General features: G+C 52.5%; 13 protein-coding genes. 4 read left to right on the plus strand and 9 right to left on the minus strand.

What is annotated here, in order from left to right; all coding sequences use genetic code 11:
• Positions 1-71: 71 nt before the first annotated feature.
• The 3 genes from katG to BZK40_RS18155 all read right to left on the minus strand — a co-directional run bounded on the left by katG (position 72) and on the right by BZK40_RS18155 (position 4,373).
• Positions 72-2,252, minus strand: a complete 2,181-nt coding sequence (gene katG / locus BZK40_RS18145; protein WP_032945632.1) for a catalase/peroxidase HPI — start codon at positions 2,250-2,252, stop codon at positions 72-74.
• Between the two features lie 167 nt (positions 2,253-2,419).
• Positions 2,420-3,307: a methylenetetrahydrofolate reductase gene (metF, locus tag BZK40_RS18150; protein ID WP_008787045.1), complete on the minus strand. Its 888-nt coding sequence runs from the start codon at positions 3,305-3,307 to the stop codon at positions 2,420-2,422.
• A 157-nt stretch (positions 3,308-3,464) separates the two neighbouring features.
• Positions 3,465-4,373 (minus strand): LysR family transcriptional regulator, encoded by a 909-nt coding sequence (locus BZK40_RS18155; protein ID WP_079935059.1) that lies wholly within the window; start codon positions 4,371-4,373, stop codon positions 3,465-3,467.
• Between the two features lie 89 nt (positions 4,374-4,462).
• On the opposite strand from BZK40_RS18155, the gene BZK40_RS18160 reads away from it, so the two are divergent.
• Positions 4,463-4,840: a carboxymuconolactone decarboxylase family protein gene (locus tag BZK40_RS18160; protein WP_048227742.1), complete on the plus strand. Its 378-nt coding sequence runs from the start codon at positions 4,463-4,465 to the stop codon at positions 4,838-4,840.
• A 38-nt stretch (positions 4,841-4,878) separates the two neighbouring features.
• On the opposite strand, the gene BZK40_RS18165 is transcribed toward BZK40_RS18160, so the two are convergent.
• Positions 4,879-6,435 (minus strand): bifunctional metallophosphatase/5'-nucleotidase, encoded by a 1,557-nt coding sequence (locus tag BZK40_RS18165; protein ID WP_079935060.1) that lies wholly within the window; start codon positions 6,433-6,435, stop codon positions 4,879-4,881.
• 133 nt (positions 6,436-6,568) lie between these two features.
• Here BZK40_RS18165 and BZK40_RS18170 point away from each other — a divergent pair, with 133 nt between their 5' ends.
• Positions 6,569-7,735, plus strand: a complete 1,167-nt coding sequence (locus BZK40_RS18170) for a cytoplasmic protein (RefSeq protein ID WP_079935061.1) — start codon at positions 6,569-6,571, stop codon at positions 7,733-7,735.
• 44 nt (positions 7,736-7,779) lie between these two features.
• Here BZK40_RS18170 and metL read toward each other — a convergent pair whose 3' ends face one another.
• Together metL and metB are read right to left on the minus strand one after the other, a co-directional pair.
• On the minus strand, positions 7,780-10,212 hold the full coding sequence (gene metL / locus BZK40_RS18175) for a bifunctional aspartate kinase/homoserine dehydrogenase II (protein WP_008787044.1): 2,433 nt from the start codon (positions 10,210-10,212) through the stop codon (positions 7,780-7,782).
• A gap of 2 nt (positions 10,213-10,214) precedes the next feature.
• On the minus strand, positions 10,215-11,375 hold the full coding sequence (gene metB, locus BZK40_RS18180; RefSeq protein ID WP_003028818.1) for a cystathionine gamma-synthase: 1,161 nt from the start codon (positions 11,373-11,375) through the stop codon (positions 10,215-10,217).
• A 265-nt stretch (positions 11,376-11,640) separates the two neighbouring features.
• Here metB and metJ point away from each other — a divergent pair, with 265 nt between their 5' ends.
• On the plus strand, positions 11,641-11,958 hold the full coding sequence (metJ, locus tag BZK40_RS18185; RefSeq protein WP_003825168.1) for a met regulon transcriptional regulator MetJ: 318 nt from the start codon (positions 11,641-11,643) through the stop codon (positions 11,956-11,958).
• A 58-nt stretch (positions 11,959-12,016) separates the two neighbouring features.
• On the opposite strand, the gene BZK40_RS18190 is transcribed toward metJ, so the two are convergent.
• The 3 genes from BZK40_RS18190 to rpmE form a co-directional block, all read right to left on the minus strand.
• Complete coding sequence (locus BZK40_RS18190; RefSeq protein ID WP_079935062.1) at positions 12,017-13,441, minus strand: MFS transporter; 1,425 nt, start codon at positions 13,439-13,441, stop codon at positions 12,017-12,019.
• Between the two features lie 78 nt (positions 13,442-13,519).
• Positions 13,520-14,200 (minus strand): oligogalacturonate-specific porin KdgM family protein, encoded by a 681-nt coding sequence (locus tag BZK40_RS18195; protein WP_003825173.1) that lies wholly within the window; start codon positions 14,198-14,200, stop codon positions 13,520-13,522.
• Between the two features lie 338 nt (positions 14,201-14,538).
• A complete protein-coding gene (gene rpmE, locus BZK40_RS18200; RefSeq protein WP_008787040.1) occupies positions 14,539-14,751 on the minus strand; it encodes a 50S ribosomal protein L31 in 213 nt (70 codons plus the stop codon).
• A 257-nt stretch (positions 14,752-15,008) separates the two neighbouring features.
• Between rpmE and priA the strand changes: the two genes are divergently transcribed.
• Positions 15,009-17,207, plus strand: a complete 2,199-nt coding sequence (priA, locus tag BZK40_RS18205) for a primosomal protein N' (RefSeq protein WP_048215183.1) — start codon at positions 15,009-15,011, stop codon at positions 17,205-17,207.
• Positions 17,208-17,269 lie beyond the last annotated feature (62 nt).

The following is a 17,269-nucleotide window of genomic DNA, read 5'->3' on the forward strand; positions in this document are numbered from 1 at the left end:
TCCCCGCAATCGCGGGGATTTTTTTATTCATACTATGCCGGATACGCACAAGCGACATCCGGCATTATCTGTTACAGCAGATCGAAACGATCCAGGTTCATCACTTTCACCCATGCGGCAACGAAATCTCTCACGAACTTCTCGTGAGCATCGCTGCAGGCATAAACTTCAGCCACTGCGCGCAGTACGGAGTTAGAACCGAACACCAGATCGGCGCGGGTTGCCGTGTATTTCACTTCACCGCTCAGACGGTCACGACCTTCGAACAGCTCTTTTGACTCATCAACCGCCTTCCACTCATGGCGCATATCCAGCAGATTGACGAAGAAGTCAGTGCTGAGCACGCCAGGACGATCGGTAAAGACGCCATGCTGGCTGCCGTCGAAGTTGGTGCCCAGTACGCGCATACCGCCCACCAGCACGGTCATTTCCGGTGCGGTCAGCGTCAGCTGCTGCGCTTTATCAATCAGCAGCGACTCGGTGGTCGATACGTCAGGACGGGAGCGGTAGTTACGGAAGCCATCGGCGATCGGCTCAAGCAGTTCAAACATCTCAATATCCGTTTGGTCCTGACGCGCATCCACGCGGCCCGGCGCAAAAGGTACTTTAATGCTGACACCCGCAGCGCTAGCCGCCTGCTCTATACCAACAACACCGGCCAGCACGATAATATCGGCTAACGAAGCGGTATGGGCTGACTTATAAATGCCTTCCAGCACAGGCAGTACGCGTGCCGCGGTAGCATTCACATCCCAGCCACGCTGTGGGTCCAGCGCCAGACGCGCACCGTTAGCGCCGCCACGTTTATCCCCACCGCGGAACGTTGATGCAGAAGCCCACGCCACTGACACCAGCTCGCCCACGGACAACCCGGAAGCAGCAATGGTCGCCTTCAGTTTCAGGATATCTTCTTCGCTTGGGTTAAAGAACGCATGCGGCAGCGGGTCTTGCCAAATCAGATCTTCTTTTGGCACTTCCGGTCCGATGTAACGCGCTTTTGGCCCCATATCACGGTGCGTCAGCTTAAACCATGCGCGGGCAAACGCTTCGTTGAAGGCCTGCGGATCGTTCAGGAAACGGCGGGAAATCTTCTCGAACTCCGGATCGAAACGCAGCGTCAGGTCGGTAACCAACATTGTTGGCTTACGTTTTTTCGACGGATCGAACGGATCGGGGATAATTTCTGGCGCATCAACCGCTTCAAATTGAATCGCGCCTGCCGGACTGCGGGTTTGTACCCATTCATATTTGAACAGGTTCTCGAAGAAATAGTTGCTCCATTGGGTCGGCGTCTGCGTCCAGACCACTTCCAGACCGGAAGTAATTGCGTCTGCACCCGCGCCGCTGCCGTAGCTGCTGGCCCAGCCCAGGCCCTGCGCTTCAATTGGTGCGGATTCTGGATCGGCGCCTACGTGCGAAGCCGGTGCTGCACCATGGGTTTTACCCAACGTATGACCGCCGCCAATCAGCGCTACGGTTTCTTCGTCGTTCATACCCATGTTACCGAAGGTCGCGCGAATAGCCGCGGCCGCAGAGAGCGGTTCGCCGCTATGGTCCGGCCCTTCCGGGTTCACATAGATAAGGCCCATTTCGGTTGCGCCCAGCGGCGCTTTTGCCAGTTCTTCCGGATGACGGTGGGTCAACCAGGCTTTTTCATCACCCCAGTTTACGTCGAGATCCGGTTCCCAGACGTCTTCACGACCGGCACCAAAGCCGAAGGTACGGAAGCCTGAGTTTTCCAGCGCCACGTTACCCGCAAGGATAAACAGGTCGGCCCAGGAAATTTTCTGGCCATATTTCTGCTTGATTGGCCACAGCAGACGACGCGCTTTATCCAGGCTGACGTTGTCCGGCCAGGAGTTCAGTGGTGCAAAACGCTGCTGTCCGCGACCCGCGCCACCGCGTCCATCGATGGAGCGATAGGTCCCTGCACCGTGCCATGCCATGCGGATAAATAATCCGGCATAGGTTCCCCAGTCAGCGGGCCACCACGGTTGAGATTCGGACAGAAGGGCTCTGAGATCCCCTTTCAGGGCAGAGTAGTCAAGTTTGCTAAATTCTTTGCGGTAGTCGAAGTCCTCACCCAGCGGGTTAGAACGGTTGGAATGTTGGTTTAAAAGATCTACACGGAGTTGATTGGGCCACCAGTCGCGGTTGTTCGTTCCTGCTCCCGCGCTGTGATCCGGCCCGCCCTGATGAAAAGGACACTTACCGGCAGTTGATGCGTTCTGGCTATCGTCGGACATGCTCATCTATATGCTCCCTTTACAGTGTTCTGACTACGATATACACCACCAGAGATAAGATATAGTCGAAAAAACCCACAGATTCGATAGCTCATTCCTTTTATATTTAAAGTTACAGAGATGTAGATCAAAATGATCAATAAAAAACCCTCCGAAGAGGGCTGAGGCACTAATTATGCTGGTCTTACTCCCAGCGTGTGACAAATTGCGTAGCTCATCTCGGCACGGTTAAGGGTATAGAAGTGAAAATCTTTCACCCCTTCGCGACTGAGGATTTTCACCATGTCCATAGCGATGTTTGCACCTACCAGCTTGCGGGTTTCCGCATCATCATCAAGACCATCAAACATGGTCGACATCCAGGAAGGGATACGAACATTGGTCATATCGGCAAATTTTTTCGCCTGCTTAAAGTTAGAGACTGGCAGGATACCCGGAATAATTTCCACATCGATTCCCGCAGACACACAGCGATCGCGAAAGCGCAGATAGCTTTCTACATCGAAGAAGAACTGAGTAATGGCGCGGTTTGCACCGGCATCAACCTTACGCTTCAGGTTCAGCAAATCGGCCTGAGCGCTCTTCGCTTCTGGGTGTACTTCCGGGTAAGCCGCAACGGAGATATCAAAGTCCGCAACGTCTTTCAGCAGAGTCACCAGGTCAGAGGCATACATATCCGGTTTACCGCTTCCCGGCGGCAGGTCACCGCGCAGAGCAACAATATGACGAATACCGTTATTCCAGTAGTCCTGAGCAATGGTGCGCAGCTCATCGCGGGTTGCATCAATACAGGTCAGGTGCGGAGCTGCTTCAAGACCAGTGCGATCCTTAATGCCTTTAATAATGCTGTGCGTACGGTCGCGCTCACCAGAGTTTGCACCGTAGGTGACTGAAACAAACTTCGGCTTCAGGCTGCTCAGGCGATCGATAGAGTTCCACAGGGTTTGCTCCATTTCACTGGTGCGCGGCGGGAAAAATTCGAAAGAAACGTTAATCTGCCCCTGTACTTCGGCCAGACTCTGATTCAGCGCTTCCCGCTGGTTGGCGTGAAAAAAGCTCATACCTTACCTCATCAATCTTTTGTCGTTATATGTTGTGTTGTGAACTGCTATACGTTTAGACGTCTAGATGTAAAAATGACGGAAAAGCATGCTGGCGTCAACACAAAAATCATCGTTAAAGGTGAGGAATACTCAGCCAACGTGAAAAAAATTCACATCAGCCTGAAATGATGAGGGATTGCGTCACGACCGTCTGCAGCCATGCTAATTTTGTTACGTTCTCAGGCAGCATCAGCAACCCCATGCTAATACGCAATTCGGTATCGGTAAGAGGAAGGAATATCACGCCCTGACGTTGGATCGCGGAAAAGGAGGCCGGAATCAGGCTCAGGCCGTCACCCTGCGCGATCCGCGCCAGCAGCACGTCATGTTCCAGCGGCTCTTCAATACAGGCAGGCGAGTAACCCGCACGACGAAAAATGTGTCGGGTGTAATCAAAGAAGGCAGGGTTACGTTCGCGTTTGAACCAGAACAGCGGTCGGTGGCTCAGCGCGGTTAATGAGAGTGACGACAGCGTCGCTTCTGCCCACTGCGCGGGTAAGGCGGCAATCATCGATTCTTGCCAGCCAAGCGGCGTGACGCTAAGCCCCGAAGTTTCAAGCGGTAGTGCCACCAGAGCGGCATCCAGTTTTCCCCGACGAACCTGCCGCACCAGCTCAGGCGAACCATGCCGGACAATATGTAGCTTCTGTACGCGCATATTAAGCCGGGACTCAAGCGCCGTAAAGACACCCTGCTCAAACGCCGTACTTAGCCCTAAGCGCAGAGATTGCTCCCCCGTTTTCGCTAACTGACCCAGCGCCGCCCAGGTTTTATCCTGTAGCGCCAATAGCGGGCGTACGATTTCAAGTACGCGCAGACCATCTTCCGTCAGCGTCAAACCACGGGTATGGCGGACAAAAAGCGTCACTCCCAGGCGTTCTTCAAGCTGGCGAATGTGGCGACTCAGCGGCGGCTGCGACATAAACAAGCGCTGCGCCGCCCGGCTCATATTGTTCTCTTCCGCTACTACGGAAAAGTAACGCAGCAGGCGAATGTCCAGAGAGTGCAAAGACGATGTTGTCATACCGAAAAGGTATCACGGAAACGGTATTATCCCAATCATTCCGCACGCCCTATCCTCACACTACAAACCACACGAAAGAGGAAGGAATGATGCCTTCAGAACGCTTTATTACCGGTCAGGAGATGTTGCAAAAAGTGGATGGTAAAGGGGGCGATGCGGTCGTCGAAAGTCTGCAGGATATTGCGCCAGACTTCGCCCAATACCTGATTGAATTTCCTTTTGGCGACATCTATTCAAGGCCGGGGCTGGATTTACGCAGTAGAGAAATCGCTACCGTCGCGGCATTAACTGCGCTGGGTAACGCCGCACCGCAGTTGAAAGTGCATATTGGCGCGGCATTACACGTGGGTTTAACGCAGGATGAGATCATTGAAGTGATTATGCAGATGGCCGTATATGCTGGCTTCCCCGCGGCACTCAACGGCTTGTTCGCCGCAAAAGAGGTGTTTGCCTCCCACAAAGGCTAAAACAACAGGCCAGCGGAATATCTGCTGGCCTGACCTCACTACGGTTTCACATCTTCCACACGCATGCCTTTGAGTTGCTCATCCGTCAGCGTATTTCCCGCTTTGAAATATTCAACGACAGCATTAGAGACATAGTAACCACCGAATGTGTTACGCGCTTTACCTTCGGTGAATGCCGTAAAACCATCACCGCCGTCTGCCAGGAAGCTATTGGTGGCAATGTGATAAACCACAGCGTCCTCAATTGGCTTACCGTTAAGCGTCAATACGGTGACCCGCTGGCCAACCGGTTTGCTGCTGTCATACTTCATCTCCAGTCCTTTGGACACCTGCAATACGCCGTTGCTTAAACCCGCGCCGTGCTCCATCAGGCTACGTAACTGCTTCCCGGTGAGATCCATGGTTGCCAGCTCGTTCGGGAACGGGAAGGTGCTAATGACGGCACCCATCGTGATAGCACCTGCCGGGATTTCATTCCGGATGCCGCCCGAGTTAGTGAGTGCTAACTGGGTATCTTTACCCGCCGCAGCCAGCAATGCATCTGCCGCCAGATTTCCCAGGGAAGAAGATTCACCGTAAGCACGCGTCAGCTCAACCGGAGAGTTGGCTACCGTTTGTTGTACCACTTTATCGAGCTTTTTATTCCAGCCATCAATGACCTGTTTCGTTTGCGGGTCTGGCTGCCATTCATCAGCAAAAATGGTCTTCAGTTCGAAGTTCTTAACGGTAAATTGATGCGGTTTTTGCTGGTAATCCAACACCAGTTTACCCACATCAATACCGCCGCTGTCGGTGGAGAGAATTAAGGTATTACCGACTTTAATCGGCTCTGGCGTGCCCACATGCGCATGGCCGGTGATCAGGATATCCAGGCCATGCACCTGACCTGCAGTCTGGATATCTTTATCCAGCGCACGACGCACATCTGTACTTCCCTGGCTGGACTGACGTGCTGGCGTGCCTTCGTGGATGAGTGCCACGGTGAGATCAACTTTGCCTTTAAGCTCATCGATATAGCGTTGCAACCACTTCACTTCATCCCGCGCCTCAATGCCAATGCGCGTCGCAGCGGAAACCGTATCATCAAAAGCAAACACACCGTGCAGACCAATCACGCCAATCTTCACACCGTCTTTTTCAATAATGGTGTAAGGCTTATCCCAGAACATTTTGCTGCTGTTCTGATAAAAGATGTTGCCCTGCACAATGGGGAAATTCGCCTGGCTTAACTGGAGCAGCGTGTTATCCCAGCCGTGGTCGAACTCATGATTACCCATGGTGACAGCATCAAAATTCATGGTGTTCATGATATCGATAATCGCCTTACCCTTGGTCAGGCTGCTGATATACGGCCCGGTAAAATAATCACCGGCATCAAAAAACCAGGTGGCGCTATTTTTCGCTTTCTCCTGCTTCACCATCGTCGTGATATTAGCCCAACCGCCAATGTCACGTGAGCCATTAGCAATCCATGGGACTTTATAAGGTTCGACATGGGCATGGAGATCGTTGGTATAGATAATCGTAACGTCTTTGGCACTCGCCCAGAGCGGCAAAGATACCAGAACACCGACAGCAAGCATTTTTAACTTCATAATCAATCCCTTTCAGTTATATAAAGAATCGCTACGTTACGTTCTGAAAGGTTTTTTTATGTGAGAAGACTCACATCCATCGGTGATAGTTGCGGGCCAAAATCAACGACTATTAAAAATCGTTGGTAATACGATGACCTCACTGTTCACCATCAATTGCTGCAAGTCCTATGGCTGCCAAAATCTGGGGCTGGCGAGCTCAGCAGATTACAGCTGGCCAGAATATCGGCTGGGTTATGCCGCACTGCATTGTCGGGCATGCGGCAGCTATCCCCCGCTGTTTAATGAGGAACAGTTCCGTAGCTGGTTGTCGGCATATTTAACGGATTTTGCAGCCCAAAGCGGTCATTTTTGCCCACGTTGTTATCAGCAGGAAACCATCCGCTATGGACATAATCCCCAGGGCAGCCAACGCGTTCAGTGCCGGAGCTGCAAAAAGGTCTGGACACCAAAGCACCCGCAGCCCACTTCCCCCCTTCCGCCAGAACAAATAGCGACAGTCCCCCTGACCGTCCCTTTTCAGGGTGTGAGTGCAGGCCAGCAACTCTATGTATTACTCTCTTTTGACGCTATTCGCGGCATTGTCCTGCATATTTCCAGCAACTACACGCCGCACACTGCCGACGCATCATTGCTTTACCGCTGGCGCGGCAGCGCTGAGCCAACAGTCATTCATGACGATATCGTTGAGCGAGTCAGCCAGCGGGAAACACAGTTTTTACGCCGCAGCCAGTTTGACGAAATTCAGTACGGCAGCGCCATACTCAAACGGAACGCCAGCGGCGCGATTTTACGCCCGGTCATTACTGCCCATGGGCATTTCCGCCTGCTGAGCCATCTGTGGCCAGAGGTAAAAAACCATATTATTGCCCACGAATGCTTCCTGCGCGGCGCAGCGATTACCGCATGGTCGGAACAGTTTCGCCATCATCGCGCCTCGCTGTGGTTTATTGATGAAGAAATGAATAACGATAAGCGCACGCTGCCCTGGCAATTGCTGGGTAAAACCTATCAGGGATGGTGGCAAAATGAGTGGCAAATCTGGCAACGAGGCGATACGCGTAAAATGGTGTGTTTGTTAACGCAGGGGCGTGTTGAAGAAGGCGCGTCAAAAACTCTGGCGGCAAGCCATCATTTTCTCGCCTGGTTGCGGCAACAGACGGAATTTCAGCAAAGCCCCCGCTACTCCGCCCATTCGGTATTTCAGACGATAAGGACGCTGGTAGATCAATACAACGCCTTGATCACCCAGCACGATTTGCCCGGTGGCGCTGCCGCTTACCGGGCCTACGATTCATGAAATATGTAGGCCGGATAAGCGTAAGCGTCATCAGGCAACGCAAACTACAGCAGCTGCGCCAAACGGTTGATGTCTGACTGAATAGCGCCGGCGGTAACGTCACGACCTGCGCCCGGTCCACGGATTACCAGCGGGTTATCGCGATACCAGCGGCTTTCAATGGCGAATACGTTATCGCACGGCAACAGCGCCGCCAGCGGGTGTTCAGGACGAACCGCTTCAACACCAACGCGCGCTTTACCGTTAGCATCAAAACGCGCCACATAGCGTAGCACCAGCCCCATTTCACGCGCCGCTTCCAGACGCTGCACCATCTGCTCGTTAAGCTCATCACCATTCTCAAAGAAATGGTCAATAGAGCCTTCTTCACAGTGCGCAGGCACCAGCGATTCCACGCGAACCTGGTCCGGTTCGATGTCGTAACCTGCTTCACGCGCCAGAATCACCAGCTTACGCATCACATCTTTGCCGGAAAGATCTACGCGCGGATCGGGTTCAGTCAGCCCCTGTTGCCACGCCTGATCCACCAGATCGGTGAACGGGACCGTGCCATCAAATTGCAGGAACAACCACGACAACGTACCGGAGAAGATCCCGCTGATCGACAGAATGGTATCTCCGCTATCAATCAGATCGCGCACGGTATGATTGATCGGCAAGCCTGCGCCTACGGTAGCGTTATACAGCCAGTGGCGACCGGTTTTTTCAAAAGCATCATGAATTTGGCGATAATTATGACTGCTGCTTGCCCCCGCCAGTTTGTTGGCGCTGATAACGTGGAAACCATGGCTGGCAAAATCCAGATACTGATCCGCAAGTTGCTCGCTGGCAGTAACGTCCAGCACCACTAAATCATCATACGGGTGAGCACGCATCCACAGGAATAGAGACTCTTCATCCTGCTCTACTGCCTCGTCATCAAAGAAAGCTAACGCGCGGCTGGCATCCAGCCCTTCGTAATTCAGCAGGCTACGACGGCTATCAACCACACCCGCCAGCACAAACTCTAATCCGGTGCGCGCCGAGAGCGTGCTCTGCTCGCGAGCGAACAGCTCCAGCCAGCGTGAGCCGATGTTGCCTTTGCCGAAAAGCACCAGACCAATGCGTTTTTCCGCGCGGAAAATAGACTGATGCAGACCCTGAATCAGGCTCTCTGTTGGCCCAGTACGCAGTACCGCGACCAGGCTGATACCCTCTTCCGATTGCCAGGTGAATTCAACCGGCTGACCTTTCAACTGTTGCCAGAAACGGTGGCAGTGCAGCGGATTACGGGTGACGCCCGCCCCGACCATCGCTACCAGCGCCAGCCCCTGGCGCAAACGCAGCTCGCCCGGCAGACCAGCTTCATCCAGAATTTTCAGTGCGCCGTCAGCGACTTCGGAGGTATAGCAAAATTGCAGCAGTTGGCGGTCAGGATGCACACCCACTGCCAGCGGACGCACCTGGGTACGTTTTAAAACCTGATCAATCTCTTTATAAGCCAGCTTAAAGTCCTGGCCAGTCGGAACCAAAAACTCAATCAGGCAGACGTCATCATGACTGGTCACAATACGCGCCCCGGTACCGGAGGCCAGTACGCGTTCAATGCGCGTTGAACCCTGCTCCGGCGTATAGCTACAACGCAGTTGGAGATCGATATCGCTACCGGAAACCGGCTGTAAGGTACGGGCATGGAGAACCGGCGCCGCCAGACGCGCCAGTTCGCTGGCTTCATCCAGACGCAGCAGCGGCAGCAAACAGGCGTCTTTTACTTTACGCGGGTCCGCGCTGTAAACCCCGGCGACATCGCTCCAGATAGTTACGCGAGAAACGCCCGCCAGCGCGCCAACCTGCGTCGCCGAGTAGTCGGAGCCGTTACGCCCCAGCAGGACCGTTTCACCGGCATTGCTGCGGCTAATAAAGCCGGTAACCACCAGCCGTTTACCCGGATGCTGTGCCAGCAGTTGCTGTAGCAGCGGGTAAGAAAGACCTTCATCTACCTGCGGCTGGGCACCGCGTTCAGCACGTAAAAAATCGCGCGCATCCAGCCAGGCTGACTCCAGCCCCTGTTGGTTAAGGACCGCAGACATCAAACGCGCGGACCATACCTCACCATGCCCAACAACCTCAGCATAGACGGCATCGTTCACGCCGCTGTCGAGTAATCCGGCCAGACGCTCCAGATCGTGAATAAACGCGCCAATCAGTCCATCCGCTATCTCAGGCGGTAACAAACCGCTGATAAGCTCGCTCTGATAGCGACGTAACGCCTGTTGAACCTGATGCGCAGAAAGGCGATCGGTCTGGCTTAATTTCAGCCAGCTAATCAACTGGTTAGTGGTACTGCCTGCGGCTGAAACAACCATCATGTCATCAGGCTGCGAGTACTCCGCCATAATGCCTGCGACACGCAGATAACATTTCACATCAGCCAGACTACTACCACCAAATTTGTGCAGTTGACGACCCTTCGCCCCTGCCTGCGCAATCACACTCATGTTTACCCCTTGTTTGCAGCCCGGAAGCCATTTTCCAGGTCGGCAATTAAATCTTCGCCATCTTCAATACCGGTGGAGATACGCAGCAGCGTTTCGGAAATTCCGGCAGCAGCACGCGCTTCTGGCGCCATGCCCGCGTGTGTCATGGTTGCGGCGTGGGAGATCAGACTTTCAACGCCCCCTAACGATTCCGCCAGCGTAAACAATGACAACCCTCCGAGGAAGCGGCGCAGCGTTTGCTCATCACCATCCAGTTCAAAACTTAACATCGCGCCAAAGCCTTTTTGCTGACGCGCGGCAATCTCATGGCCCTGATTATCCGGCAATGACGGGTGATACAATTTTTTCACCAGCGGCTGAGTTTGCAGATAATCGACTATCGCCTGAGCATTACGTTGCGCCACCTCCATTCGAGGAGACAGAGTACGCAGGCCGCGCAACAGCAGATAACTATCAAACGCGCCGCCGGTCACACCAATATTATTCGCCCACCATGCCAGTTCAGTGACCGTTTCCGGATCTTTCGCTATCACAACACCAGCCACCACGTCTGAGTGACCGTTTAAATATTTCGTGCATGAATGCAACACCAGATCGGCGCCCAATGCCAGTGGATTTTGCAGTGCCGGGCTTAAAAAAGTGTTGTCGACCACGCTGACCGCGCCAGCTTCACGCGCCAGCTGACAGATTTTCGCAATATCCACCACGCGCAGCAGCGGGTTGCTTGGGCTTTCTACCAGCACCAGCTTCGGTTTTTCCGCCAATGCGGCCTGCAATGCCTGCTCATCTCCTTGATCGACAAACAGGACGCGGTAACAGCCACGTTTTGCCAGACTGTCAAACAGTCGGTAGCTCCCGCCGTAGCAGTCATGCGGTGCGACCAGCAGATCGCCTGGCTTGAGGAAGACTGTGGTCACCAGATGAATCGCCGACATGCCAGTATTGGTCAGCACAGCACCTGCACCGCCTTCCAGTTCCGCCAGCGCACGCTGAACAACATCGCGCGTTGGGTTGCCGCGACGCGAATAGTCATGGGCGCGAGGTTCATTAAATCCGGTAAAGTTATAGGTGCTGGAGAGGTGAATCGGCGGGACAACGCAACCGTACTGTTCGTCGTCATTTAACCCGCTACGCACTGCGATGGTGGCCTGTTTACGCGTCATATTGAGGAGATCCTGGCTGAGTCGGTGAAAAGTCAGACACCAGAGTAATCATAGTTACGATAGCCGTCAATACATCTGGACATCTAAACTTCTTTGCGTATAGATTGAGCAAACTGGAAATAGCCGTTAAAATTATATGCATTAGCGTACATCTGCGTCGGCTTACTTCGTGTCAGGGCCACGCCACTACGATAAACTACGCGCAATTATGGTCCGGGCTCAGGTTCTGGCCTCAATATTAATGACGAAGAGGATTAGGTATCTCATGGCTGAATGGAGCGGCGAATATATCAGCCCATACGCTGAGCACGGTAAGAAGAGTGAGCAAGTCAAAAAAATTACGGTTTCCATTCCTCTGAAGGTGTTAAAAATCCTTACCGATGAACGCACGCGTCGTCAGGTGAACAACCTGCGCCACGCCACCAACAGCGAACTGCTGTGTGAAGCGTTTCTGCATGCTTTTACTGGGCAACCCTTACCCAACGATGACGACCTGCGTAAAGAACGCAGTGATGAAATCCCGGAAGAAGCAAAGGTAATCATGCGTGAACTGGGTATCAACCCGGAAACGTGGGAATACTGATAGTTAGAACGGCAATGGGCGTGTAGAGGCGGGAATGCTCCCGCCTTTTCTCACAGTGTTACTTACTAATACCATTGAGTTTATTCAATGTTTCTTCCATTTTGAGCGTTTCCGTACGGTTCAATGGATAGAAATAAATCAGAATGACCGCCGCCAAAAACAGGCATAGCGCCGGCAAGAGATTCGCCATCGTATAAATATTTTCCTGCACAATGCTGGTTTGCACTGCACCACCTGTTGACGATGATTGATAGCCAATGATAGCCAACATAAAGCCACCAATCGCCCCTGCGCATGCCTGACCAACCTTGCGCGCAAAGAAGTTCACACCATAAACCGTGCCATCCTCGCGATCGCCAGTGACATACTGATGGTAGTCACAAACATCAGTCATAAACGCCCAAATCATCAGGTTGAATAACCCTGCACCCAGCGTCGCCAGGAACAAGAAAACCAGATAGACCTTTGCATCCGTAATGTGGACAAAGTACATAATCACATACATGACCACGGCAAAAAGCAACGCGCCTACGCTGGCTTCTTTTTTACCAAACCGCTTCGTGAGCCAGGATGCCGATGGCGCCAGCAGAACCAGGGAACCAAAGGTAAACAGCAATGCGACTGACATCGCCTCTTTATTGTGGAAATAGTCATTAAACAGGTAAGTCATGTTGGTACCGGACAACCCCTGATTAATTACAATCAGCAAATCCACAACCACTAAAACAATCAGCGCCTTATTGCGTGCCAGTCCCTTCAGCAACACCGAAACGGGCATGCTCTCTTTTCTCTCCACGCGCACGCGCTCCGTCGTTAAATGACAGGTCAAGGATAAAAAGATCAAGCCCAGCACTGCGCAACCAATGGAAATCCAGAAGAAGTGTTGCCCGGAAATCACCTGGCTTCCATCCACCAGGGTGGTGTACATCAGGATTGGAATGAAAAAGCCAGTTGCCCCACCGCCAATTGCTGACCCAACGCTACGCCAGGTTGAAAGCGATACACGATCTTCAGGATTCGAGCTAATCGCCGCAGACATAGCACCGTACGGAATACTCACGGTCGATAACAGCGAACCGTAAATGAAATAGGAGCAGCAGATGTAGATGATTTTCGCCGTATAAGAAAAATCATTCACAAACGGCAGGAACAGGACAACCGCAATGATGCAAAATGGATACTTCATACGACGCACCCACGGGTTGAAACGTCCATGTACCGTCAGTTTAGAGGTATCGCATAAGCGCCCTACACCAACATCAACAAACGCATCAAAGAGTTTGGTCACAAAATAGAGTGAACCAACAATAACGCCGGAAATACCGAGGACGTTAGTGTAATAAATCATTAAAAAACTATTAACTAAGCCAAGAATAAAACAGGTTCCGAGGTCACCACATAAATAACCAATTTTATCTCTAATTCCGAAAGGCCTGACGGCAGTGGTTTCATTATTTCCGATAATAGCTCCATCATTAGACATGATGTCAACTCCTTAGACATATTATTCACACAAACTATGCTTATCGACGTAATCAGCCGATACGAAAACTATTACCGATTAAAAGTTATAACCAAGACCGACACGATAACGGGTCTGACGATCGTCTGTCGTTGTTGTGTTATAACCCGAGGAAACGTTGCCAACCTCAACAAATGGAACCCAGGAGCCTAATTTGTACGCCACGCGGAAGTTATATTCATAATCATCTTTCCGGTTGTTATATAAATCTTCGCTATCGGCAATTTTATAAATACCATTTAGCTCAAACATCCAGTCATTGACATTATAACCAAGCCAGGCTTCCGGACGATAGACCATGCGGTCATCTTTGCCGTCAGTGTTTCTGCGCATGTATTCCTGACGATAGCGGAACGCGGTCCACCAGTTGTCGTTGATGTTGTACTGCACGCGGATATAAGGCTTATAAATCGCGATATTATCGCCCGTTTCGATCGCAATGCCGGGCTGCCAGACAAGACCCTGCCAGGTGAACTGATAGCTTGCGGTATACTCGTTGCCGTTACTTTCCATATTATTCCACGCATCATTTGACTGCGTGTTTTCGGAACGAGAAATGGCTTCTACTGCCACACCAAAACCCGTGGCAAAACGGTGAGACATATACACACGATCGTAATTACGTCCATCGTCATAATATTCATGTCGGTAATCAACATAACCCGCCTGTGCGGCCGCAGAGAATAATGGAATCAGTAATAACGCAGATTTAAATTTCATGACAATCCCTCTTCACACTCAACAACGGAAATAATCCATCTCGTTTGTCCATAAAATGGGAAAACAAAAAGGCTTTTAGATTAATTTTATATTTCCACGAAAGTGTATTTTAGAAAGAAAGCAGAAACCTTTGGTATTTTGCCAGGAGCTGGTAAAAGTGGCAAAAGACAGAAGATAAAAAGGACGCAGATCACCAGTTGCAATATTTTATCGAGAAAATAAAACACCGTTTTATTTATTGAATAAAATAGATTATTCAATACATCAATATATATTTCAGTTCTGAAGCGCAGAAACAAAAAAAGCGCCGTAAGGCGCTTTTTTCTGACAGCTGAAACTTACTTGCTGCCTGGGATGCTGAAACGCTTGTTGAAGCGATCAACACGGCCACCGGTAGCAACATCACGCTGCTTGCCAGTATAGAACGGGTGGCACTGACCGCACACGTCCAGGTTCAGATCGTGACCGACGGTAGAGCGGATTTTCATGACGTTACCGCAAGAGCAGTTTGCAGTAATTTCTTCGTATTTCGGGTGAATATCTTTTTTCATGGGAAAACCTCGGTTTAAGGCCGCGTCGCTCTTCCAGCCCTAACGCCAGACACCACGCGATGTTAATTATTCCCCGTCACCTTTCACGCTGCATCAACAGCCTGAAACTCTCGGGTAATGGTCATTGTTTGACGCAATCAATTTGCATCAAAGGCGGCGAATCATACAGAAATTAACCTGCTCATGCAAACTGATCCGCATTCTACCCTCCACTAATGTGTATACTAACCCGCCAGATTTCAAGTCAGGATGATTCAATGCCCGTTGCGCACGTTGCCTTACCTGTTCCGCTACCTCGCACCTTTGACTACCTCCTGCCGGAAGGCTTGAGTGCCAAAGCCGGGTGTCGTGTACGCGTGCCCTTTGGCAAGCAGCAGGAGCGCGTGGGTATCGTCCTTTCCGTCAGCGAGCACAGTGAACTGCCGCGGAGCGAATTGAAAGCCGTTCTCGAAGTGCTGGACAGCGAACCTGTCTACTCGACCTCTGTCTGGCGTCTGCTGTTGTGGGCGGCTGATTATTATCATCATCCCATCGGTGACGTACTGTTTCACGCTCTGCCAATTTTACTGCGCCAGGGACGCCCGGCGACAAACGCGCCCATGTGGTACTGGTTTGCCACTGAAGAAGGCCAGGTAATTGACCTCAACAGCCTGAAGCGTTCTCCCAAGCAGCAACAGGCGCTGGCTGCGCTACGCCAGGGGAAAATCTGGCGCGACCAGGTGGCTGAACTGGAATTTAATGATGCCGCATTACAGGCACTGCGGAAAAAAGGGCTGTGCGATCTGGCGAGCGAAACACCAGGCTTTAGCGACTGGCGTACGCACTACGCGGTTTCCGGTGAGCGTCTGCGGCTGAACACCGAGCAGGCCACCGCCGTCGGGGCGATTCACAGCGCCTCAGACAGTTTTAGCGCCTGGCTATTAGCGGGCGTAACGGGATCAGGCAAAACAGAGGTCTATCTCAGCGTTCTGGAAAACGTCCTTGCCCAGGGCAAGCAGGCTCTGGTGATGGTGCCGGAGATTGGCCTGACGCCGCAAACTATTGCCCGTTTTCGCGAACGTTTCAATGCGCCGGTCGAAGTCCTGCACTCCGGTTTAAACGACAGTGAACGTCTTTCAGCCTGGCTGAAAGCAAAAAATGGCGAGGCGGCGATAGTTATCGGCACGCGTTCTTCGCTGTTTACGCCGTTTAAAAATCTCGGCGTGATTGTCATCGACGAAGAACACGACAGCTCTTATAAACAGCAGGAAGGCTGGCGCTATCATGCGCGCGACCTCGCGGTTTACCGCGCCCATAGTGAGCAGATCCCGATTATTCTCGGCTCAGCCACTCCGGCACTGGAAACGCTGTGTAACGTGCGGCAGAACAAATACCGCATGCTGCGCCTGACGCGCCGAGCCGGAAATGCGCGCCCAGCCACTCAGCACGTGCTGGATCTCAAAGGTCAGCAGGTGCAGGCCGGACTCGCCCCTGCGCTAATCGCCCGTATGCGTCAGCACCTGCAGGCGGATAACCAGGTGATCCTGTTTTTGAACCGTCGTGGTTTTGCGCCCGCCCTGCTTTGCCACGACTGTGGTTGGATTGCCGAATGTCCGCGTTGCGATCATTACTACACGCTACATCAGGCGCAGCACCACCTGCGTTGCCACCACTGCGACAGCCAGCGCCCAATACCGCGTCAGTGCCCCTCCTGCGGTTCGACGCATATGGTTCCGGTAGGACTCGGCACCGAACAGCTTGAGCAGGCTCTGGCACCTTTTTTCCCCGGTGTGCCAATTTCACGTATCGATCGCGACACCACCAGCCGTAAAGGGTCGCTGGAGCAGCATCTGGCGGAAGTGCATCGCGGCGGCGCACGAATTCTTATAGGCACGCAAATGCTGGCCAAAGGCCACCACTTCCCGGACGTCACTCTGGTGGCGCTGCTGGACGTTGACGGCGCGCTATTCTCCGCAGATTTCCGGTCAGCAGAACGCTTCGCCCAGCTCTATACGCAGGTCTCTGGCCGTGCCGGACGCGCCGGGAAACAAGGCGAAGTGGTGCTGCAAACGCACCATCCTGAACATCCGCTGCTGCAAACCTTGCTGTATAAAGGCTATGACGCGTTTGCCGAACAGGCGCTGGCCGAGCGACAAACGCTCCAGCTTCCACCGTGGACCAGCCATGTGATCGTGCGGGCAGAAGATCATAACAACCAGCATGCACCAATGTTCTTGCAGCAACTACGGAATCTCATTCAAGCCAGCCCGTTGGCCGATGACAAACTCTGGGTGCTCGGCCCGGTTCCCGCACTGGCGCCCAAACGCGGTGGTCGTTATCGTTGGCAAATATTGTTGCAACATCCATCACGAATTCGTCTGCAACATATCGTCAGCGGCACGCTGGCACTGATCAATACGCTACCCGATGCACGCAAGGTTAAATGGGTGCTGGATGTCGATCCCATCGAGGGATAACCCCTCACGATGCGAGGCGGATCGTAAAATTAAAGATCCATCACACTTTTTATGAAAATTCT

The sequence above is a fragment of the Citrobacter portucalensis genome (genome assembly GCF_002042885.1).
Lineage (GTDB): Bacteria > Pseudomonadota > Gammaproteobacteria > Enterobacterales > Enterobacteriaceae > Citrobacter > Citrobacter portucalensis.

What these genes read in the sequence shown, in the direction of transcription:
- katG (WP_032945632.1), bottom strand. Translation starts at nt 2,252, where the DNA reads ATGAGCATGTCCGACGATAGCCAGAACGCATCAACTGCCGGTAAGTGT.
- metJ (WP_003825168.1), top strand. Translation starts at nt 11,641, where the DNA reads ATGGCTGAATGGAGCGGCGAATATATCAGCCCATACGCTGAGCACGGT.
- priA (WP_048215183.1), top strand. Translation starts at nt 15,009, where the DNA reads ATGCCCGTTGCGCACGTTGCCTTACCTGTTCCGCTACCTCGCACCTTT.
- BZK40_RS18195 (WP_003825173.1), bottom strand. Translation starts at nt 14,200, where the DNA reads ATGAAATTTAAATCTGCGTTATTACTGATTCCATTATTCTCTGCGGCC.
- metB (WP_003028818.1), bottom strand. Translation starts at nt 11,375, where the DNA reads ATGACGCGTAAACAGGCCACCATCGCAGTGCGTAGCGGGTTAAATGAC.
- rpmE (WP_008787040.1), bottom strand. Translation starts at nt 14,751, where the DNA reads ATGAAAAAAGATATTCACCCGAAATACGAAGAAATTACTGCAAACTGC.
- metF (WP_008787045.1), bottom strand. Translation starts at nt 3,307, where the DNA reads ATGAGCTTTTTTCACGCCAACCAGCGGGAAGCGCTGAATCAGAGTCTG.
- BZK40_RS18155 (WP_079935059.1), bottom strand. Translation starts at nt 4,373, where the DNA reads ATGACAACATCGTCTTTGCACTCTCTGGACATTCGCCTGCTGCGTTAC.
- BZK40_RS18165 (WP_079935060.1), bottom strand. Translation starts at nt 6,435, where the DNA reads ATGAAGTTAAAAATGCTTGCTGTCGGTGTTCTGGTATCTTTGCCGCTC.
- metL (WP_008787044.1), bottom strand. Translation starts at nt 10,212, where the DNA reads ATGAGTGTGATTGCGCAGGCAGGGGCGAAGGGTCGTCAACTGCACAAA.
- BZK40_RS18160 (WP_048227742.1), top strand. Translation starts at nt 4,463, where the DNA reads ATGCCTTCAGAACGCTTTATTACCGGTCAGGAGATGTTGCAAAAAGTG.
- BZK40_RS18190 (WP_079935062.1), bottom strand. Translation starts at nt 13,441, where the DNA reads ATGTCTAATGATGGAGCTATTATCGGAAATAATGAAACCACTGCCGTC.
- BZK40_RS18170 (WP_079935061.1), top strand. Translation starts at nt 6,569, where the DNA reads ATGACCTCACTGTTCACCATCAATTGCTGCAAGTCCTATGGCTGCCAA.